The sequence below is a fragment of the Pseudoteredinibacter isoporae genome, assembly GCF_040372805.1.
Lineage (GTDB): Bacteria > Pseudomonadota > Gammaproteobacteria > Pseudomonadales > Cellvibrionaceae > Pseudoteredinibacter > Pseudoteredinibacter isoporae_A.
Window position 1 is genome coordinate 275,588 of the sequence record NZ_BAABWJ010000003.1, and the last position, 22,134, is coordinate 297,721.

Below are 22,134 nucleotides of genomic sequence, written 5' to 3' on the forward strand. Positions count from 1 at the left end.
GAGCTATAATGCGGCCGCCTTGACAGGCATAGCACCCAGCATAGCAACGCAATTAACAAAGGAGCCTTCCGTGGATCTCAATCAAGCCAGCCAAGAACAACTGCAACAGTGGCAAACGCAACTGCAGCAGGAATTTGAAAACTTTAAGACCCAAGGTTTGCAGCTGGACATTACCCGCGGCAAGCCTTCCAGTGAGCAATTGGATCTGTCCAATCAACTGGATGGCATTCTGGCTGGCCATTATAACAGCAGCAATGGCACCGATGTGCGCAACTATGGTGGCCTTGACGGTCTACCCGAAATGAAACAGCTGGGCGCCGATATCCTGTCAGTACCCCAGGAAAGGATTCTGGTCGGCGGCAACTCCAGCCTCACCCTGATGTTCCAGGCCATGATGCAAGCCTACTTTTTTGGTTATGCTGGCCCTGAAAGCGCCTGGCAACAACAAGACAACGTGAAGTTTCTGTGTCCAGTGCCGGGATACGATCGTCACTTCGCAATTTGCGAGCACTTCGGTATCGAAATGTTGACCGTATCCATGAACGAAGACGGACCGGATATGGATCAAGTGGAAACCCTGATTAAAGCCGATCCGAGCATTAAAGGCATGTGGTGCGTCCCCAAATACTCCAACCCAACCGGTACGGTGTACAGCGCGGCCACCATCGAACGCATTGCCAAGCTTGGCCAGATTGCCGGTGAAGGCTTTCGAGTGTTTTGGGACAATGCCTATGTTTTACACGATTTAAACGCGAACGCACCGGCTTTGGCCTCGATTGCCGACTACTGCCAGCAACACGGAACCGAGGATTCGGTTCTGCAGTTCGCCTCGACCTCCAAGGTAAGCTTCGCCGGTGCTGGCGTCGCGTTTATGGCCGCAAGCCCCAACAACCTGGCAGCCTTTAAACAAACCCTGTCCATTGCCAGCATTGGTCCGGACAAGGTCAACCAACTGCGTCACGCCAAACTCTTCCCCGACTTGGCCAGCCTCAAAGCTCACATGATGAAACACGCTGATCTGTTGCGCCCACGTTTTGAGGTGGTTCTGAACCGTCTTGAAGAGGCCTTTGGAGACAACGACCTCGGCCAGTGGCAATCGGCTGCCGGGGGCTACTTTGTTTCCTTTGATACTCGCCCAGGCCTGGCCAAACGAGTGGTCGATCTGGCTGCTGAAGCGGGAGTCAAACTCACCCCGGCCGGCGCCACCTACCCCTATGGTAGCGATCCGCAAAACAGCAATATTCGTATTGCGCCAAGCGTACCGACGGTAGACGACGTCGATCTGGCCATGCAGGTGTTCGTCTGCGCAGTAAAATTGGCCTCGGTTGAGCAGGCACTGGCCGCGTAAACAAAGCTCTTTACCTCACTCTTGGGCAAGCGCGATCAGTTGCTTGCCCCTCTCTTGCCGAAAGCCTCTGTCAACAGCCCCACAAGCCTCAAGCGTTTCAGGGAATGTCGTCACCAAGCGTCTTAACTAAGAACACAAAAGACACGACAGGAGTGGATGATGAAACAACTTGCCAAACTGGGCCGAAAAATAACCGGCGCCGCACTGCTAAGCCTGACAGTCAGTCAAATGAGTCTCGCCGCCGAACCCCAGTTGCTACCCGAATTCAAAGACCGTCTGGATATCTACCAAGAGGTTACCCTTAACAGCGATCTCAGCCATCTGAGCGAGAATCAAAAGAAAATGTTGGCTGTGCTGATCGACGCCTCAAAAATTATGGACGATCTCTTTTGGCAACAGGCGTTTTATCAGGATAAGGCGAGCTTTTTAGCCAGCATCAAAGACCCTAAAGCGCGCAATTTTGCCGATATTAACTACGGCCCATGGGATCGCCTGAAGGCCGATCAAGCATTTCTGAGCGGCTACAAAGCCAAAGCCCTGGGTGCTGAGTTTTATCCGCACAACATGAGCAAAGAAGCCTTTGAAAAAGCGCAATTCGCCGACAAGGATGGGCTCTATTCTTTGGTCAAAGAGGTCAATGGAAAACTACGCTCGGTGCCATACAGTGAAGCCTACGCCAAACCACTTGCTGAAGCGGCTAAATTGTTGAACCGTGCGGCGGAATTGGCCGAAGACAAGGATTTTGCCAACTACCTTCGCCTGCGTGCTAAAGCCATCACCAGCGACGATTATCAGCCTTCGGACATCGCCTGGATGGATATGAAAAATAACCCCATCGATGTGGTTATCGGCGCAATCGAAACCTATGAAGATCAGCTTTATGGTTATCGTGCGGCCTATGAAGCCTATGTATTGGTAAAAGATATGGGCTGGAGTAAACGCCTGGAGAAATTTGCCAGCACCTTACCCGCTCTGCAAAAAGGCTTGCCCGTTGCCGATAAATACAAGCAAGAGATCCCCGGCAGCAATGCTGACCTGAACGCCTACGATGTCATTTACTACGCCGGCCATTCGAATGCGGGTGGTAAAACCATCGCGATTAACCTGCCCAATGATGAAGAAGTTCAACTGTCTAAAGGCACCCGTCGCCTGCAATTAAAAAACGCCATGCGGGCCAAGTTCGATTACACCCTGAAGCCAATTGCCGAAGTATTGATTGTTCCCGAGCAACGCAAACACATCACCTTTAATGCGTTCTTCAGCAACACCATGTTTCATGAAGTTGCTCACGGCTTGGGGATTAAAAACACCATCAATGGTAAAGGCACTGTTCGCCAGGCCTTGAAGGAACACGCCTCCGCTTTGGAAGAAGGCAAGGCCGACATTCTCGGCCTGTACATGGTCAGCCAACTGCTCAAGGACGGCACCATTACGGAAGGCCAGCTGGAAGACTACTACACCACCTTCCTCGCGGGCATCTTCCGTTCGGTTCGCTTCGGAGCCAGTTCTGCACACGGAAAAGCCAACATGATTCGCTTCAATTATTTTGAAGAAAAAGGGGCGTTCTTCCGCAACGACAAAGGCCAGTACGGTGTGAACATGGACAATATGAGCAAGGCCATGGCGTCTTTGTCTGAACTCATTTTGCGATTACAAGGTGAAGGCGACTATCAAGGTGTTGGTAAACTGTTCGAAGAAAAAGGCAATATTGGAGACGGTCTAGCAGCTGATTTGGCTCGTTTACAACAGGCCAACATTCCGGTGGATATCACCTTTAAGCAAGGCAAGCAGGTCCTCGGACTGTAACGTCAAAAAGGTCAGGGAGGTTTCTCTCCCTGACCAAGTTTTTAAATCACCGCGGCTAACTCACAGCCCTGTTTTATCGCCCGCTTAGCATCGATTTCCTGGGCTAACTCCGCACCTCCAATCAGATGTAGATTCTTAACATTCGCCTTAAGCTCTCCATACAGGCGATTGTCGGACTCCTGCCCCGCGCAGATAATAATGGTATCCACGGCTAAAGATTGAAGATCGCCGTTGCACAAAATATGCAAACCGTCTTCATCGGCACGAAGGTATTCAACCCCTGCCAACATTTTGATGCCTCGTCGCTTTAGACTCAGGCGATGACTCCAACCAGTGGTGGGGGCCAGACTTTTTCCAAACCCCGTCGACTTCCTCTGCAACAAAAAGATCTCTCGACCGGAGGTTTCGATGGTGGGAATGATCCCAGCGACCCCACCGCGAGGATGGTTGTCAAAATCGATTCCCCATTCTTTGGCGAAAACCTTGATGTCCAGCGCCGCCGATGTTCCAGCATGGCTCACGAGTTCAGCCACATCAAAACCGATACCACCCGCACCGATGATTGCGACTTTCTCGCCGATGGCTTTTTTTCCTAAAATAGCATCATGATAGCTAAGAATTTTATCGCTCAGGACTGGATTGTCTATGCCCTCTATTTCCGGAACTCGGGCTTTAATTCCAGTTGCAACGACAATCTCATCCCAGTGGCCTTGATTGAGTAGCTCTATATCCACCTGGCAATTGAGTCGTAGCTCAACCTTGTGCACAGTCAGCATGGTTTGGTAATAGCGAATGGTTTCAGCGAATTCCTCTTTACCTGGAATACGTCTTGCGAGCTGGAAGTGCCCCCCTATTTCCGAACCGGCTTCAAACAGAGTGACGTTATGCCCACGCATGGCTGCCGTGGTGGCAAACGCTAACCCCGCAGGACCGGCACCAACCACCGCAATACGCTTCGCTACGCTCACGGGCGTATAGTTCAGCAAGGTTTCATGGCAAGCTCTTGGGTTCACCAGGCAGCTGACCGTTTTCCCTTGAAAGACATGATCCAGACACGCTTGATTGCAGGCGATGCAGGTATTAATTTCGTCTTCCCGTTGCTCATAAGCCTTCACAACAAATTCAGGATCAGCCAACATGGGGCGCCCCATGGAAACGATATCGGCGTGTTCATCCAACAAAACCTGTTCAGCAACATCGGGCATATTGATGCGATTGCTGGTGATGAGTGGCACCGATACTTCTTTTCGCAATTTGCCGGTAACTTGGGCAAAGGCAGCTCTGGGCACTCGCGTTGATATCGTCGGCACTTGGGCTTCGTGCCAGGTAAAGTGGGTACTTAAAATATTCACACCGGCAACTTCCAAAGCCCGGCCCAGTTCCACCACTTCGTTCCAACTTAAACCGTCTTCGATCATTTCCATCGCAGGGATTCGAAAAATAACAATAAACTCAGGACCCACCGCTGCTCGAATTTGGCGAATGATTTCCAGCGAAAACCTCATTCGATTCTCGAAACTGCCTCCCCACTGATCCTCTCGATGATTGGTTCGCTCCGACAAAAAGGTGTTTAACAGATAACCCGCCGAACCAATCACCTCAACACCGTCATAGCCCGCCTGTTTTGCCAGTTCGGTGGTATTCACGAAATCGCCGATCGTACGGTGAATATCCTCTTCGTCCATTTCTCGTGGTGTATAAGGGTTGATATACGACTTAACCGGAGACGGAGCCACTTGTTTTTCCGTCATGGCATAACGACCCGCATGGAGAATTTGCAAACAGATCTTACAATCCGCAGCTGCCGCCTTTACCGCATCAGTCACTTTTTTGTGCCCTGCGACCTGCTCGGGCAAACAAAAGGCTTCACCGGGATCGTTACTGACCGTGGATTCCGTGTTCGGAGGGGTACCGCCGGTGATGATCATCCCCACCCCTGCCCGTGCACGTTCGGCAAAATACACCGCCTGGCGTTCCATAAAGTCGTTCTTGGGCGCTTCTTCAGATAACAAACCGTGTTTTCGACCGTATCCAGTACTGCCAGCATGTTCCAAACCCGTGTGCATGGACCCCATTAATACGCGGTTCTTAATTTGAGTGAAGCCCAGATCCAGAGCTTGAAACAAACGGGGGTACTTGGGATGAGCGGACTTGGGATGAGGGTACTTGGGGGAAACAGACATACCGGCCTCTTGAAGATAATTATTTTGAGGCATATTAGGGCAGGCACTGAGGCACTGTCGTTAAACTAGTTTAATCTCCTTCGGCTAACCACTGACGCTTGTACTTCGACAGAGCCACTGCTGAAATGCCGAGGTAAGAAGCGATGTGATACTGGGGTATGCGTTCAAGATAATCTGGGAAATTCCTGACAAATTGCAAGAAACGCTGCTTAGCCGTCATGGTCAACAATTCGGCCTCCCGACGCTCGTTTCGAATCAGCATCATCTTAAAGCTGTAATTCATCAGGCGATCCCAGCCATTGCCCGCTTGAATAATGGAGTCCAATGCCTTCAATGGTAAGCGCACCACAACACAGGGTTCGATGGTCTCGATGGAAAAGCGACAGGGTTCGTCCAAAATCAAAGCACTTAAACTGCCCACAATATAACCGTCGCCATAAAACCCTTTGTTAAGCTCTTTCCCCTCGGGAGTGGTGTAAAACAGACGCACCAGCCCCCGGCAAATATAGTGATGTTCGTGGGCAATATCACCGGCTTGGAGCAGACGTGTTTTGGGCTCTACGGTGGCCAGCTGCAAACTTGGCAACAACCCCTGCCACTCCTCCTCGGTAAGATCGCCCTGGGGCTGCAATACCGAAAACATGCTCTGCAAATAATGTTGTTGGTTTTGTTTATCTAGCGCTTTCATCGAGGCCTTAGCTGCTATCACACTTTTCGCCCATTATAGTCCAGTCGAGCTAGAACGCCGTAATACGCTCGCTTGAAGCGGGAGAAATCTCGGTATATAGCTAAACAACAGGAGGGGGGAGCTCAAACGAAATAAGTGCTGTACGAGGGGGGGATAGCGGCTTGAGAGAGAACCCGAAGGACTCTGCCGTGTTTGGCCCGAGTCCTATCGGTGGGAGACGAGAGTCCGGAAGACTTAAAAGTCTTCCTCTTCATCCAGGTCGGCACCAAAGTCATCTTCAACTTTGCCGTCATTGATCAGGTATTCGCGGCGCTGCAGATAGGCATCACGAATAAAGCTGTACTTGTCACCGGAAATCGCACCTTCAGCGCCAAGCAGCGACGCGCGAGTGTCGATCAGGTCAGCGCCGTAAGCAGAGTTACGAGTAGGCACATGATCAACATGGGAAATAGGGTTTAAATAGCTGTCTGCAGGCAAGCCAACACCATCACGCACGGTGGTTGGTCCAAGCAAAGGCAGAACCACATAAGGGCCGGACTCAACACCCCAGGCTGCCAGGGTTTGACCGAAATCTTCACCGGTCCCTTTTTCCAGTCCCATGTGCTTGGCGACATCAAAGATACCCGCCAAACCAAAGGTGGAATTGATCAACAGGCGGCCGGTATCATTACTGGCCTGACCCAGTTTGAACTGCAGCAAGCCATTGACGATATTGCCAACTTCGCCGAGATTGCTGAATACATTGCTTACACCGGTTTCTACAACATCTGGAGTCACCGCCTTGTAGCCTTTAGCAATTGGCTTAAGCACCGCGCCATCCACAGCATCGTTGAAGGCAAATACGCCTCGGTTAAAACCTTCCCATGGATCTGCGGGGTTTTTCTTTTCCTGGGCCTCTTCAGCCACTGCACCGGCAGCCAGACCCATGCTGAGCACGGCTGCAACGGCTAGTTTGCGAATTGTCACGTCATTTCCCCTGATTTTTACCATTAAACTATTGTAGGTTGCTTAACGGCTTTGGACAATTGCAATGGCCAAGGATTCAGCTATAGCTCTAATAAGAATTGTTAATCATTAGGCAGGCCAGGCTGATCAACAAACGACCAACCTGGAAATATCGAATGGTCTTTAGAATCAGTTACAACGGTAGTCGAACTGCAGATCCAGGGCATTGTTAGGGCCCACGGCGTATTTTTCGCCTTTCACTTCGAAACCCTTCGGGCATTCCAATGCAATCAACTGGAGCAATTCAAAGCGGCGCTGAGACAGAGCATCAGGGCTCTTCAACCAATTCACCTTAACAGGGGCAACCTTCTCGACCTTTTCCTTAAACTCTTTCGAGGCAGTAGAACCTTTCTCACCACCATCAATAAGGTCATTCAACACCTTGTTGATGCCGCTGTTTTTGCCGCAAATATTGTAATCAGACATATCTTCATCATCGATATCAACGGCGTATACGCAATCTTCATCGTCCTGTTGAGCATAGGCCCAAGTCGGAAAGGCCAAAGTAAGGGCAAGTAGACTGCTGATCAAAAGAGACTTCATGTTGATACTCCAAGTGAAGAAAATGGAAAGGTAGGCATTGTAGCCCAGATACTAAAATGCCACTTGTTTCCAAGTGGCATTTTAAATGAAGTGCCCGATATCAAATACCGGGTTGATCGCAAGCGATCTTAGAACTTCATTTCGATGCCGACACCAGCATAATCGTTATCTTCAGCCAGATTGTCAGCTTCTTCATGAGTGTAGAAACCGTACAGTTTGGTTTTCTTGGACAGTTTGTAGTCCATGCCCAAGCTCCAAGTCTTACCGTCTTCTTTAACGATGTCGGACTGACCGTATTGAGCTTTCAGTGCAACCGTTTTAGACGCTTTCAGCTTGGCAGACACAACCCAGCCGTCGCCGTCACGCAGAGAAGACGTACCCGCGTCCTGATCTTCCCACAACAAACCCAACTGCAAAGAGCTAAGCTTGAACTGACCTACAGCACGAACAACGTCAGCGCCTTCTTTCTCAACGTCCTGATCGTAAGCTACGGCCAGGTAAACGCCAGCGTCTTTGTCGTTATAAGCGACAGAAGAAGAAACACCGTTGTCTACGTTGTCGTCTTCAGAAGCAACGTACGCAACTTTAGCCTGGACAGGGCCCCAAGACTTTGGCGTGGTGTACTGAACGGTGTTGCTGGTGCGGTTGTCACTCTTGGTGATGATGGATTTGATATCACCTTCCAGATCGTTGAACAGGTCAACTTTCTTCTGAGCTTTTTTCAGAGGAGTGTCGAACTTACCCGCGATAACCTGACCGAAGCCACCTTCCAAACCAACGTAGATATTACGCTGAGTGAAGGTCTGACCGCTCTTGTCGCCGTCATCGATTTGCGTTTCGTATTCAAACTTGTAGATAGCTTTCAGACCATTACCCAGGTCTTCTTTGCCTTTGAAGCCGATGCGAGAGGCATTGCTTACTAATTCAGTGATGCGATCGCCACCTTCGTCGGTGGACTGCAGAGAAACGTTGGCTTTACCGTAAACAGTTACATCAGCCAGGGCTGACATTGGCAGTGCAGCAGCAATAGCCAGAGGCAAAAGTGCTTTTTTCATGGAGTAGTCCCCTATATCGATTATTTCAGCTATCTGTTCAAACGCTAGTTAACGCGCTTTTAATATTGTTAAGCGCCATCTCAGTAATGGCACCCGGTACTTCAAAAACCACGTCCAGAGCCCACTTACTATCACTTAAGCCCGCTATCGGCGTTTATGACAGAAACATTACAGTTTTTTTAAAGCCAGGCTCTGGCTCAAAAAACGAATGCAGCTAATCTACCGGCGAAATATTTCAGTTATATGACCATGCAGGGGATTTACGGTAGGATTTCAAAGAAATTAAATCGTGAGGAAAATCAGACGCTTATAAAATACGATTGCTGTTTAGGCCAGGGCTTGTCTTAAAATAGAATTCGAGAGTTGGCGCGCATTTCGTTTTGAAGAAATAAAAGACACGCCACTCGGTTATCAAGCCGCAAGAATCGCCACTGGTCGGAGACAATAAAAAGGAGGAGCTTTCGCTTCGGCAAACCGGGTTGTTCAAGAATCAATCAAAGCCAATGTCCAGCCCGCCGCGAAAGTTTTCGATTTAATAAAGAATCAATTTTGACAACATATCCCGCACCAGACTCAAACCAAAATTGATAATCTGCTCAGGTTCGGGGTGCTGCATTTCCTCAGCCAATTGGGCCAGGACATCGTGAAGGGAACGCTGATCCTGCTCGGCAAGAAGTAACAACAATCTGACGGTCACAGCGTTCGACTGGATAAATTTAACCTCTTCATCCTGTCGATAAACCACCAGAAACGTATTTTGTTCCGGGACGTCCTGGGGCTGAAAATCAGGGCCAATCTGATGCACTGGATATTGATAGGATAATGGCCAGGCCAGCGGTGAAAGACGCAGGCTCTGTTCCAATAGGTGATTGTCGTCTAAAGCCTGCAATGCCGTGGTATCAGGTTCCTGCCCTTCGGAAACATCCAGCGCCAGCTCAGTCCATTCGTAATGCGCCAGCTCCAACATAAAGGCGGGATCATTCGGTCCCATCTCATAATCGTTTTGCAGGAACTGAAGGAATTCTTGACTGATGTGCAGAAAATAAGGTGAGTGGCTTTCATGCTGAATGACAAACGTACGCACCAGCGCCAACCATTGTTCATCACTGTACAGGTCACGTAAAACCGGGAACGCTCCGGAAATAAAGCCTTCGATGTTGTTGAAAATTAAATCCTGATAGATCTTCAGGCGACGCTGTTCAACATCAGCTGGACCAGCAATATTGGCAGGGTCTCGCAAATGAGACGCCATGGTATTCTGCAGCTGCTGAAAATTCGGTTTAGACATGTTGCGAACTTCCTGGCTGATCTTGCACAACCGCAGCAATGGGCTGTCGTTGAGCGTCATTTTGAATCGCTTTGATTTTATCCACTTCCAGCATCAATTCATTAACCGGGGGAATATTAAAATCACGCTCCAGAAGCGTCGGCAAAACACCAAAGTTGCGGTAGGCCCTCGCCAATAAAGTCCACACGGGGTCGATCACATCGGCACCATGAGTATCCACTTTGAGGTCATCTGCCTCGTCATAATGACCAGCAATATGAATGTACTTGGCGCGTTCTCCCGGAAGCTGATCCAAAAATACGCCGGGGTCATAGCCATGATTAATGCTGTTGACATAAATGTTATTCACATCGAGCAGAAGATCGCAATCCGCTTCGTCCAGCACCGCCCGAATAAATTCAATCTCACTCATCTCCTGGCCTGGTGCGCAGTAGTAAGAAGCATTTTCCATAGCGATGCGCTCACCCAGAATATCTTGCACCTGGCGAATACGTTCTGCGGTGTAGCGCACCGCCTCCTCCGTAAATGGAATGGGGAGCAAATCGTACAAATGCCCTTGTTCGCTGCAATAGGTCAAATGCTCAGAATAATAGGGCACATTATGTTCGTTCATAAATTGGCGAATGGATTTCACCAAATCAACGTCCACAGGATCCGGTGAACCGATAGACAAGGACAGGCCATGGCAAACGATTGGGAAACGTTCACTGTATTCTTTAAATTGTCGACCGTAACGGCCACCAACGCCGATCCAGTTTTCTGGCGCGACCTCCATAAACTGCACATCGTCTAAGCTGAGTGAACGAGCATCATCTAGCATACTGCGGCGCAGACCAACGCCAACACCTTGCACAGGAAACGTATCATTTACTGGCATTGTTTTTTCTCCTGGATTTCCGATTCGAAACTTCGCGTTTAATACGCATTCGTTTATCGCGGGCTAGATGAGTTAATAATTTTTTTGTCGTTTTTAGATACAAAAAACGCCGCGATTGCGGCGCTTTCTGTGCATTAAACACTCACAAACATTTGAGTGCTTACACTTGCTTAGGCAGCACCACCGCACTTGCCTTCGCCACACTTACCTTCTTTCGCAGCTTTTTTGTCGCCGCCGCACTTGCCTTCGCCGCACTTACCTTCTTTAGAAGCTTTTTTGTCGCCGCCGCATTTGCCTTCGCCGCACTTACCTTCTTTAGAAGCTTTCTTGTCGCCGCCGCATTTGCCTTCGCCGCACTTACCTTCACCGGCTTTCTTACCGCCACACTTGCCTTCGCCACACTTGCCTTCTTTAGAAGCTTTTTTGTCGCCGCCGCATTTGCCTTCGCCACATTTACCTTCTTTAGAAGCTTTCTTGTCGCCGCCGCACTTGCCTTCGCCGCACTTGCCTTCTTTCTCACCCTTCTTCTCGCCACACTTGCCTTCACCGCACTTGCCTTCCTGGTCAGCCGCAGCCAACTGGTAGCCACTGCTCAGTTCAGTTGCGGCAAATGGGTTCTCGCTTGCTGCCATAGTGGTCATGGAGGCAGATGCCAACATTGCCGCACCAACAGCCGCTGCGATAGGAGTCATTGTAGTTTTTTTAGACATATTTCATTTCCTCTGATTAAGCGTAGTACTTACTGTCTAGTACTGTTATGCGACAAGCCGCATGTGATTGAAATTACACACCATTACTGGATAAAACAGCTCTGAAAGAGTAGAACAAATCCAGCCTAAGTAAAAGCTTTTACAATGCCATTTGACTGTATAACGACTTGGCCTGCTTGGCGATTGCAAAAACTCGCGATGTGAGAATTATGACTCAGTAGACAGCGGGAAGTTGTCACAGTTCTATAACGTTGCCCTAACGAATAGGGGAAAAGCCCCTCACGAAGGCAGTTCATTAAAGAAAGCTATCATGATTCGGCTGTTTCAGGGGCCACCGGCGGGAAATGTCAGCGTGCTGACACTCAAAGCATTAGACACAAAAGGCGACAAACTAACGATTCGCACGCCTTGCTGAATCACGACACTCTACTGAATAATGTCAGCCCAGAGCTTATTCAGGCGCTTAGACGAAACGGGCATGCGAGTTTTCAAACTCTGGGCAAACAAAGAAATACGCAACTCTTCAAGTAACCAGCGATATTCCTGCCATTGTGAGTCTTGCTCATAGACGGCATGCCCAACTTTCTGCAATCGGTCCTGGTGCTGCTGCCACAATGGCTGTAACTCGGCAATTTGGACACGGTCACGTTGCACGTTCAAAGGGGCTTTCTCCAACCGCAAGCTCATGGCTTTTAAATAACGCAGATAATCCCCCATACGCTCTGCACCGTGAAGATACAGGCATCCCGGATAAAACAAACTGCCCAGCTGCTCGTTGATATCCGCCGTGACATAGGCCATCGCCAGTTGGGACTTATGTTGCTTCAAGGTCTTTTTGACAGCGACCAAAGACTTCAAAACCCCTTCCAGCACACCGGCCAAGTCGTTGGTTTTGTCTGTCAGCTTGGCTTCCGCCTCCTGTAACCAGAGGTTGAACGCCTCTTCTTGCCTGGGCAGTTCAGCGGGCAGGAGTTGCGCCAATGCGCAGAGCAACAAGTCATCAATAACGGCATCACGGGCCCCCATATTGGCGACACTCAGACCAATATCCTTGCCCTGCTTCAAGGTATTTTTGTGCAGGTATTTCACGGTGCTGGGCATATTCAGCAGGGCCAGACGCAGAATCCCCCGACGGCTCAGAACCTCGGCTTCGACAGGGTTGTCCTGCAATCGCAAGGCTGTTTCTTTGCCTTCATCCACCAACGCAGGATACGCCCGGATACTCACCCCAGCGCGTTTTAAATCACAGCTTTTGGCCAGTTCACCAAAATCCCACTGGCTAATGGATTCACGCTCGATGCTGCTACCGGCGTCGGCCAGGCGCTCTTGCACCTGATCCTTGTACCGTTCGCGTAACTCAAGCAGATCACGTCCCTGTTCAATCAGCTTGCCGCGCTCATCTTCCACCTTGATGTTCAGGCGGTAATAAGAATCGAGGGCCTCACTGTTCCAATCTTCTCTGGGGACCTCCACCGCCGTGTGGCGTTTCAGTTGCTCACCCAAAACCTCATACAAGGGACGATTCTGCGGTTCCATCCCCAATAACGCTTTATCGACAAAATTCGGAACCGGCACAAAGTGTTTACGCATTGCTTTGGGCAATGTTTTCACCAACGCAATGCATTTTTCGCGCAGCAATCCAGGGACCAACCATTCTAAGCGAGCCTCAGGGACCAGATGCAATGCCCCCACCGGCACGTGAACGCTGACGCCATCGTCCGGTGCTTTGGGGTCGAAATGATAGCTCAGTAAAAACCCCATGCCTTCCCAATTCAGCTCGTCCGGAAACTGTGCTTCGGTGATCCCTTCAGCACTGTGTCGCATGATGGTTTCTCGCACCAGAAACAAACACTCAGCCTGCTCTTTCTCAACGTCTTTACGCCAACGTTCAAATCCGGCGAGGTTTACCACGGCTTTGGGAATACGCTGTTGGTAGAAGTCGTTAATCACCTCGTCGTCTACCAGCAAATCCCGGCGACGACTTTTGGCTTCCAGATCGTGTAATTCGCTGATCAAACGTTGATTGTGTTGATAAAACCGGGCTTTATGCCCTGCTGCTTTCCGATTCTGGGGGTACTTCCCCTCGACAAGCGCTTCACGAATAAAGATATCGCGACTGAGTTCGGGGTCAATCTGGCTATAGTTGACACGCTGCTTTTCAACCAACACAAGACCATAGAGACTGACCTTCTCAAAGGCCATTACCTGGCCATTTCGTCCAACGTAATGTGGCTCAGAATGGCTGCGTTTTACCAAATGTTTGGCTGCCGCCAACACCCACTCCGGCTCAATTTTGGCAACGGTATGGGCAAATAATTGAGAGGTTTCAATCAACTCAGCAGCAAGCAACCATTTCGGGCGTTTTTTGTATTGCCCCGATCCAGGAAAAATACTGAAACGACGATTTCGAGCACCGAGGTAAACACGTTCTTCATCGTGAAAACCAACCCGCCCCAGCAAACCGCTGATCAATGCTCGGTGCACACTTTCATAGCTCGCGGCTTGCTCGCCATTACTCTTCAACTTCAGATCCTTCACCGCCAATCGCAATTGATGGTGAATATCCCGCCATTCTCGCAATCTCAAATAGGAAAGGAATTCCTTTTTACACTGCTTACGCCATTGGTTCTGCGACAACGCCTGGCGCTGCTCCTCGGCGTATTTCCAGAGATTAATGAGGCTGACGAAATCCGAATGTTCATCATGGAAGCGACGGTGCTTTTCATCGGATTGCTGTTTTTTCTCCGCCGGGCGCTCACGGGGATCTTGAATAGACAGAGCACTGACAATAATCAATACTTCTTCCAAACAATCCAATTTCCCAGCCGCCAAAACCATTCGGGCCAAACTGGGATCGACGTTAAGCTTGGCAATTTGACGTCCCATTGAATTCAAGTTGCCTTTTCCATCAATGGCCTGCAATTCCTGCAGAAGTTTAAAACCATCGTTGATCAAACGGGAATCGGGCTTGTCGACAAAGGGAAAGTGTCGAACGTCACCAATGCGCATTTGCAACATTTGCAGAATGACCGCAGCGAGATTGGTTCGCAGAATTTCGGCATCGGTAAATTCAGGACGCGACAGAAAATCTTCTTCACTGTACAAACGGATGCAGAGACCTTCACTGACACGACCGCAGCGCCCTTTGCGCTGGTTCGCACTGGCTTGCGACACCGCTTCTATCGGCAAACGCTGGACTTTGGTCTTGTAGCTGTAGCGGGAAATTCGCGCGGTTCCAGGGTCGATCACATACCGAATCCCGGGCACGGTAATCGACGTTTCTGCCACATTAGTGGCGAGCACAATTCGCCGGCCCTTATGGTTTTGAAAAACCTTATTCTGATCGGCCAGGCTCAAGCGCGCATAGAGAGGCAGTACATCAAAGTGAGGAATGTTCGCTTTTCGTATGGCCAGGGCGGCTTCCCGAATTTCCCGCTCACCACTCATGAAGACTAAAATGTCGCCACCGCGTTTTTCACCGCTGCGTTCCAGGATTTGAATCTCTTCAATGGCCTCAATTATCGCACTGTTTAAATCCTGGTCGTCGGCATCGCGCTCACCCATTGGGCGATATAGCACATCGACAGGAAAGGTGCGCCCCGAAACTTCTATAACCGGCGCATCATTAAAATGCTTACTGAATCTCTCAACATCAATCGTCGCCGAGGTGATGATCACTTTCAAATCCGGGCGTTTCGGCAAAATGGTTTTGATATAACCCAGCAAAAAATCAATGTTGAGGCTGCGCTCATGAGCCTCATCGATAATCAGCGTGTCGTATTTGTTTAAAAAGCGGTCATTCTGAATTTCGGCCAGCAGAATACCATCGGTCATCAGCTTGATGTAGGTTTCGGGCCCGGAGTGGTCATTAAAACGAACTTGATACCCCACCTTGTCACCCAGTGGGGTGTGAAGCTCTTCTGCGATACGATTCGCTACTGTTCGCGCAGCAATTCGGCGGGGTTGTGTGTGACCAATTAATCCTCCAATGCCGCGACCCAACTCAAGACAAATTTTCGGCAATTGGGTGGTTTTACCTGAACCGGTTTCACCGGCCACCACCACCACTTGATGCTCAGCAATGGCCTTGGCGATGTCGGCGCGTTTATCCGCAATGGGCAGGTTTTCAGGAAACTCGATCAACGGAACGGATGCTTGGCGTCGCTGACGCAATTCGCAGGATCCGATCAGCGCCTTCTGCAGTTTTTCCAAGCCCTGATCAATCGATTTTCCATCCCCCTGGCGCGATTGAAGATCGCGTATCTGTCGGCGCAGGCGATGCACATCTCGCCCCATGGCATTGGGTAACTGTTCAAATAGGGATTGCAGCTCAGAATTCTGGCTGGGGGACTGACTCATAGCGGAAACTGGCAAAACCGGAAGTATACTACAGCTGCGCCCGGCCGCGCAGCTCAATAGCATAACCGTCAAGTCGGCCCAAGTGACCCTTCAATCATAAAGTTTCCCGGGCTCACCGTTTTACCAACGATAGGCCGCACTCAGATACAAACCTCGGCCTTGGCCAACAAAGTAGCGATAGTTCCCAAAGGCAAAATCGGCGCGCTCGGCATAATCCCGATCCGTCAAATTGCTCATACGCGCCGCCAATCGCCAATGGTCTTGTTGCCAGGCAAGGCGCAAGTTAAGCAAAGAATGACCGCTGTATTTATGCAGGTTTTGTGGATCCAGATAATAGTCATCCAAATACTGCCACTCCAACTCAGCCAACCAGGGTTCACTTGGCTGCCAACGCAGGCGGGTATTTGCTTGTATATTCGGAGCGGTATCGATGTCATTGCCATCAATGTTCCCCAAACTCGGATCCGGATTATTGTCGTAAAGGTGCTCCGCCCAGGTTGCGGCCACCGCCAGCTGCCATTGTTCGTTGAATGTATAATTAGCGTCCAGCTCGATACCACGATGTTTGGTTTTGCCTTCATCAATGTAAAAGCCATCGCCATCGCGGAAAATAAAATCGTCCTTTTTCATTGCAAATGCAGCTAACTGAACACTGAACGATTCTGAGAAATAGCGCAGGCCAGCTTCGAGGCTTTGCAAAGATTCGGAATCCAAATCCGCCTGAACCTGCCCTTTTTGCAAACGGTATAACTCGGAGGTTTGCGGTGCGCGGAAACTGTTGGCCAGGCGCACATAGGCGCTGAGCTGTTCACTGAAACTGTGCTGTAAACCCAATTGATAGCTGACATTGTCGAAGCTGTCTTCGCGATCTGCCGGTCGGGCATGACGGCAGGTTCTAACATTGCCGAATAACGTACACGGAGTCCCATCGACCTGTAAGGTCCCATCTGTCGTCCGGTTATCATAGTCGTATTCCAGACGTTCATAGCGTAGACCCGCATCGACCAAGCTCGATTCACTCAACTGCCAACGCCACTGACTGAATAACGCCAGCATCGTGCTGTCGACTTGATAATCATAATGCAACCCCGCCGGAATAGTGGCTCTTAAAAAAGCACTGGGGCTATCAGTTTCATTTTCCTGAAACTCTCGCAGCTCCATATCAGCCACTTCCAACTCGCCCCCCATAGTCCACGCCAGGGTGTCACTGATTTTCTGCTGCCATTTACTTTGTACACCGAAGCTGCGTTGCTGGTTTTCCTCTAGCGCCTGCCCAGGTAAAAAGTGTTGAATAAAATCCATTTCGCTGTGGCGCGCATAAGGTGTGATGCTCAGCTTAGCGTCGCCTCCAAAATCCCGGCGCCATTCACTGCTCAAGCGCCAGGAACTGGCATCACGATAGGCTTCCGGGTTCGGGTTATGGCGTTTTAATGCAGAATCTTTAAAACTGTCTTTGCCCAGGATAAACCCAGCGGTCTCCTGATTGAGATTACTCGCCGAAAACAAGGTTTTTGATGACCACTGAACACCAGAGTAATCATGGCGCAATCCCAGCTTTTGCTGGTCATAGCCAGAATCATCTTTATACCCACCGTCATGGCTGCCACTCACACGCAATTCGGTTGCGTGCTGTTCAGAACGATGCCCAATACGCCACTGGGCCCGACTGAAATCATCTGGACCGGCTTCGAGCTTAAACTCTCCGCCCTGCCTCGGCTCGGGTGACAGCACATTGATTACACCGTGCAAGGCATTACCGCCGTAATAAACGCTACCTGGCCCCTTAATAACTTCGATGGCACCGGCTTGCTCAGTGTTCAACTCAAACAGCTGATTCACATTACAAAAGCCACTGGGCCGGCTCGCTATGCCATCTTCCGCAATAAAAAACTCACCGCAGCTTCCTGCGCCGGTTAGTACCGGAGAACGCAGTGACGTTAATTGTTCCTGTCCATTACCCCGGCTTATCCAGGCGCCAGGGACTCTCGCCAATGCTTCATTGAGGTGAACCGCATCAATAAGTTGCAATTGTTGCTGGTCCACCTGGCTGACCGTTAAAGGCAGTTCAGAAACCCGGCGAGGTGTCTTTTCAGCCGTCACAATAATCTGCTCAATGCTTTCATTATTGGCCTGGGCGTGAACAGCCACCGCAAGAGACAAACCCGAAAATGCGAAAACTCCCGTGGTTTTCAATGCGGTTAAAACATGGAGGGCTGAACAGCGTACTGAACGTTTGCAGGATATCGACATAGTATTAGGCTTAGGATAAATGTTTATTATGTTGGCAGGATTATTTGTATCCCCCTGCCAACATGCAAGAGACAAAAACAATCAGGCGTATTTAGTCAAATTTAAAGTTGAACATGAACCGCAGCACTGGCACGCAGTGCTTTCTCAACCGCCGTCTCGGTATCTTTATCACGGGCAAGCGCCACCCCCATACGGCGCTGCCCGGACACTTCAGGTTTACCAAACAAACGAAAATCCGTACCGGGTTCCGCCAAGGCTTGCTGCAGATTATGGAAACGACAGTTTTGCGACTCACCTTCGACCAGGAGAACTGCGGAGGCCGACGGCCCATAAAACTCGATCTCGGGAATCGGTAAGCCCAAAATAGCCCGGGCGTGCAGAGCAAACTCCGACAAATTTTGAGAGATCAAAGTCACCATGCCCGTATCATGAGGACGCGGGGACACTTCACTGAAATAGACCTCATCACCTTTAACAAATAACTCCACACCGAACAAACCCCAGCCTCCCAGAGCATCGGTCACAGCAGCTGCCACCTGTTTGGATTTGCTAAGCGCCACGTCTGACATAGATTGTGGCTGCCAGGACTCGCGATAATCGCCATCTTCCTGACGATGACCAATTGGCTGACAGAAACTGGTGCCGCCTCGATGGCGCACGGTCAGCAGCGTGATTTCATAATCGAAATCCACAAACCCTTCCACGATCACCCGACCGGCGCCAGCACGTCCGCCCTCTTGGGCATACTCCCAGGCATGGGTAATATCTGCTTCGGTTTTCACCAGGCTCTGTCCCTTGCCAGAAGAACTCATGATCGGTTTCACCACGCAAGGCAAGCCGACCTCTTCGACCGCGGCCTGGTAGGCTTCCAGAGTGTCAGCAAAGCGGAAACTCGATGTGGGAAGCCCCAAAGTCTCTGCCGCCAAGCAGCGAATGCCTTCACGATTCATCGTCAATTGAGCAGCTTTGGCTGTCGGCACAACCGTAAAACCTTCGCTTTCCAACTCAATGAGAGTCTCGGTAGCAATGGCTTCGATTTCGGGAACAATATAATCTGGCTTTTCCAACTCGATGACGCGGCGCAAAGCCACACTGTCCAACATTGAAAAGCAGTGGCTGCGATCGGCCACTTGCATGGCAGGCGCATTAGGATAGCGATCACAAGCAATCACTTCACAGCCCAAACGTTGCAATTCGATGGCGACTTCCTTGCCTAACTCGCCGCTGCCACACAATAACACCTTGGTGGCCGCACTGGAAAAAGGGGTTCCAAAAACCGTTGCTTGTTGATTCGTCGAACTCATACATGTACCCGGAGAAATAACAACTTATAAAAATGGGTTTAGCTTTTTGGCTCGCTCTTGCATAGCCTCATAAACGGCGCGTTTCTGCTCATTGTTGTAACGTCCCCAGCGGCTGATTTCGTCACCGCTGCGGTAACAGCCCACGCAGATATCATCGTCGTTCAATACACAGATAGAAACACACGGAGAAGGCAGTGGCGTTTCCGTTTCACTGATAATATTCACCATCAGTCAATCGGCTCCAGCTGTTCATTAAAACGCTCCAGATTATCGACATACACTTGCGCATTAAGCTTGAGGAACTCGGCGGTGGCATCATCAATCTGCTTAACCACTTTGGCCGGGGAACCCAAAACCATCGAGTTATCAGGGATAACCGTTCCTTCGGTTACCAGGGCATTGGCCCCGATAATGCAATTTTTACCGATAACCACGCGGTTCAGCACCACGGCACCAATACCAATCAAACTGTTGTCACCCACTTCACAGCCATGAAGCATAACGTTGTGTCCAACAATCACGCCATTCCCCAATGTCAATTTAACCCCAGGATCGGTGTGCAATACGGCACCATCCTGAACATTGCTGTTTTCCCCGATGGTAATCGTGTCGTTGTCACCACGCAGTACCGCGTTAAACCAAACACTGCTGTTGTTCTCTAAAATAACATCACCAATGACGTCGGCGCTGTGCGCAATAAAGTGCTTCTCGCCACGCAGCTGGGGGGCTTTATCACCTAATCGGTATTTCATTGTTTACTTATCCGCTGATTCACAGTCCATCACCTCGGTATTATGAGCCTTTCCAGATTTCAGCACCACAGATTGAGCGTATGTTGAACAAATAACCGCTATTCATAGACGAGATGGGCCAGCTTCTTTAAGCTGCGACGGTTTGCCACAGCCCCATAACAATAACGCTGTGATGTAATTGATCAAAACCGGGGGACAGGATGGGACAAAAAACGCTTCAAAGCTTTATGCGCCGCTGGCATCGACGGCTGGCTATAGTCATAGGCTTGCAGTTTCTGGCCTGGACATTGGGTGGTGCATACTTCGCCTGGTTCCATATCGACAATGTGCGTGGCCAATATGAACGCAACGTCTCCCCCGCCAAAGCCTCACTCCGCAGTGGTTCTTTGGCGGGCAAGTCACTGTTACCGATCGATGAACTGAGCAACAAAGTCCAACTCAAAGCAATTCATACGGTAGAGCTTATTCATTGGCGTGGCCAATGGGCGTATTGGTTCAAACAGGATCGTGACCAAAGCCGATTGATCAACGCCCAGACAGGGGCGCAACTGAGTCCTGTGAGCGAAGACACCGCTGTCGCCATTGCCCAAGACGATTTCGCCCATGCCAGCCCGGTACTGGCCGTAACTCGCCTGGAAGCACACAATAATGAGTACAAAGGCCCCCTGCCTGCCTACCAAGTTACCTTCGACCATCCGAAAAAGACCAACCTCTATGTGCACGAAAACAGCGGCCGGGTCACTGCGAGACGCAATTGGGTTTGGCGAGGTTTTGATTTTTTGTGGATGTTGCACATCCTGGATTTTAATGCGCGTGAAGACTTCAATAACTGGGCGCTGAGGATTCTGTCTATTCTGGGTTTGATTACCCTGTTCTCAGGCTATGGACTGTGGTTTTTAACCTCGATGCGCTGGCGAAATCTGCGCATGAAGATTTTGGGGCCATAGGGAACTGGACGGGCAGGGTGTCTATTCTTGGAAAGCGTTAGGGTGCAGCGTTATTGGAAACTCTGGCGGCTATCAGGCAAAAATTTTCACCGGCGCCTGACTCTCTTCTCCTAAACCCGCGTTCAAGGTTTGATTCAGGAAATTGGCCAGAATGCCCGCCGTGAAACCCCAGATTTCAAACCCTTCGTAATGCCAAACGGGGGCCCAAAAGCGGCCCATAGACCCTTCAAAAATATCCGTGCGACTGCGATTGTCATCGTCGAGAAAATAGCTCACTGGTACATTGAAAATCGCATCCAACTCATCGTAATTGGGTTCGAGCTGAAGATCTTTAGGAACCACTCCGACAAACGGAGTAACGTGGATGCCAAAGCGCGTCTCGGCCGACGGCAAACTGGCCAGTACTTCTACCCGCTCGGGAGGCAAACCGATTTCTTCGTGGCTTTCGCGCAATGCGGTTTCCATAAGACTTTTATCGGTTTCATCCCACTTACCACCGGGAAAGGCCACTTGGCCCGAGTGACTATTGAGATGCTCTGCACGCTTGGTCAACACGATTTCTGGCTCGCTGGGGTGGTCAGTGAGCGCCAACAAAACCGCCGCTTGTCGGTTAGTTGTCCCCGTTTCCTGGCTAATGGGGCTTTGTTGAAGGCCAGACCGCAGGCGCGTAAGCATAGTGTCCTCATGGATAAATCAGTGTCTTTGAGTATAAACCCATTTAACTGAATATGCTCTAAATCCGCGCCATTTCGGGCTTTGAGAGAAAAATCTGTGACATTACCGCAGGTCGGGACGAGGGATTTTTTCCTTACGCCTTAGTTCAAAATGACTGAAAATCAACTAAGAGAGGCATATTTTTATAAAAAGAAGATATAGGCGCCAGGCTACACAGCCCAAAATGGCCTTGTTACCATGCAGCCAGCGTCAAAAAAACAACAATATCAAAAACACCCAAGACCATTGGTTTGCAAACGCGATTTTTTGACGGAGTACGAGCGATCTGCAAACGCTTAGCACAG

At 50.1% G+C, this 22,134-nt stretch carries 17 protein-coding genes; 3 read left to right on the forward strand and 14 right to left on the reverse strand.

Annotation, left to right across the window (positions count from 1 at the left end; translation table 11 throughout):
- The first annotated feature begins 70 nt into the window (after nt 1-70).
- On the forward strand, nt 71-1,348 hold the full coding sequence (locus ABWW03_RS09345; RefSeq protein WP_353407863.1) for an aminotransferase class I/II-fold pyridoxal phosphate-dependent enzyme: 1,278 nt from the start codon (nt 71-73) through the stop codon (nt 1,346-1,348).
- A 159-nt stretch (nt 1,349-1,507) separates the two neighbouring features.
- Entirely contained in the window at nt 1,508-3,154 is a 1,647-nt protein-coding gene (locus ABWW03_RS09350; protein WP_353407865.1) for a dipeptidyl-peptidase 3 family protein, read from the forward strand.
- A 41-nt stretch (nt 3,155-3,195) separates the two neighbouring features.
- Here the strand turns inward: ABWW03_RS09350 and ABWW03_RS09355 are convergent, their stop codons facing one another.
- The 13 genes from ABWW03_RS09355 to ABWW03_RS09415 all read right to left on the reverse strand — a co-directional run bounded on the left by ABWW03_RS09355 (nt 3,196) and on the right by ABWW03_RS09415 (nt 20,168).
- Nucleotides 3,196-5,337 (reverse strand): NADPH-dependent 2,4-dienoyl-CoA reductase, encoded by a 2,142-nt coding sequence (locus tag ABWW03_RS09355; protein ID WP_353407866.1) that lies wholly within the window; start codon nt 5,335-5,337, stop codon nt 3,196-3,198.
- 70 nt (nt 5,338-5,407) lie between these two features.
- Complete coding sequence (locus tag ABWW03_RS09360) at nt 5,408-6,025, reverse strand: Crp/Fnr family transcriptional regulator (protein WP_353407867.1); 618 nt, start codon at nt 6,023-6,025, stop codon at nt 5,408-5,410.
- Nucleotides 6,026-6,259: 234 nt separating this feature from the next.
- Nucleotides 6,260-6,991, reverse strand: a complete 732-nt coding sequence (locus ABWW03_RS09365; protein WP_353407868.1) for an MlaA family lipoprotein — start codon at nt 6,989-6,991, stop codon at nt 6,260-6,262.
- A gap of 168 nt (nt 6,992-7,159) precedes the next feature.
- The gene (locus ABWW03_RS09370) at nt 7,160-7,573 is read right to left on the reverse strand and encodes a hypothetical protein (RefSeq protein ID WP_353407869.1); all 414 of its coding nucleotides are present in this window, start codon (nt 7,571-7,573) and stop codon (nt 7,160-7,162) included.
- A gap of 128 nt (nt 7,574-7,701) precedes the next feature.
- Complete coding sequence (locus ABWW03_RS09375; RefSeq protein WP_353407870.1) at nt 7,702-8,628, reverse strand: porin; 927 nt, start codon at nt 8,626-8,628, stop codon at nt 7,702-7,704.
- Between the two features lie 532 nt (nt 8,629-9,160).
- A complete protein-coding gene (locus ABWW03_RS09380) occupies nt 9,161-9,916 on the reverse strand; it encodes an HvfC family RiPP maturation protein (RefSeq protein WP_353407871.1) in 756 nt (251 codons plus the stop codon).
- Nucleotides 9,909-10,793 (reverse strand): HvfB family MNIO-type RiPP peptide maturase, encoded by an 885-nt coding sequence (locus ABWW03_RS09385; RefSeq protein ID WP_353407873.1) that lies wholly within the window; start codon nt 10,791-10,793, stop codon nt 9,909-9,911. The genes ABWW03_RS09380 and ABWW03_RS09385 overlap by 8 nt, the downstream gene beginning before the upstream one ends.
- A 170-nt stretch (nt 10,794-10,963) precedes the next feature.
- The gene (locus tag ABWW03_RS09390) at nt 10,964-11,503 is read right to left on the reverse strand and encodes an HvfA family oxazolone/thioamide-modified RiPP metallophore (RefSeq protein ID WP_353407874.1); all 540 of its coding nucleotides are present in this window, start codon (nt 11,501-11,503) and stop codon (nt 10,964-10,966) included.
- Nucleotides 11,504-11,929: 426 nt separating this feature from the next.
- Nucleotides 11,930-15,862, reverse strand: coding sequence for an ATP-dependent RNA helicase HrpA (hrpA, locus tag ABWW03_RS09395; protein ID WP_353407875.1), 3,933 nt, complete (start codon nt 15,860-15,862; stop codon nt 11,930-11,932).
- A 120-nt stretch (nt 15,863-15,982) separates the two neighbouring features.
- Nucleotides 15,983-18,112 (reverse strand): TonB-dependent receptor, encoded by a 2,130-nt coding sequence (locus ABWW03_RS09400; RefSeq protein ID WP_353407876.1) that lies wholly within the window; start codon nt 18,110-18,112, stop codon nt 15,983-15,985.
- A gap of 101 nt (nt 18,113-18,213) precedes the next feature.
- Complete coding sequence (gene purT / locus ABWW03_RS09405) at nt 18,214-19,416, reverse strand: formate-dependent phosphoribosylglycinamide formyltransferase (RefSeq protein ID WP_353407877.1); 1,203 nt, start codon at nt 19,414-19,416, stop codon at nt 18,214-18,216.
- Between the two features lie 24 nt (nt 19,417-19,440).
- Nucleotides 19,441-19,644, reverse strand: coding sequence for a DUF1289 domain-containing protein (locus ABWW03_RS09410; protein ID WP_353407878.1), 204 nt, complete (start codon nt 19,642-19,644; stop codon nt 19,441-19,443).
- Complete coding sequence (locus ABWW03_RS09415; protein ID WP_353407879.1) at nt 19,644-20,168, reverse strand: gamma carbonic anhydrase family protein; 525 nt, start codon at nt 20,166-20,168, stop codon at nt 19,644-19,646. The genes ABWW03_RS09410 and ABWW03_RS09415 overlap by 1 nt, the downstream gene beginning before the upstream one ends.
- Before the next feature lie 200 nt (nt 20,169-20,368).
- Between ABWW03_RS09415 and ABWW03_RS09420 the strand changes: the two genes are divergently transcribed.
- Nucleotides 20,369-21,115: a hypothetical protein gene (locus ABWW03_RS09420; protein WP_353407880.1), complete on the forward strand. Its 747-nt coding sequence runs from the start codon at nt 20,369-20,371 to the stop codon at nt 21,113-21,115.
- A gap of 72 nt (nt 21,116-21,187) precedes the next feature.
- Here the strand turns inward: ABWW03_RS09420 and ABWW03_RS09425 are convergent, their stop codons facing one another.
- Nucleotides 21,188-21,790 carry a CoA pyrophosphatase gene (locus ABWW03_RS09425; protein ID WP_353407881.1) on the reverse strand — a complete coding sequence of 201 codons (603 nt, stop codon included), beginning with the start codon at nt 21,788-21,790 and terminating at the stop codon, nt 21,188-21,190.
- Nucleotides 21,791-22,134: the final 344 nt, after the last annotated feature.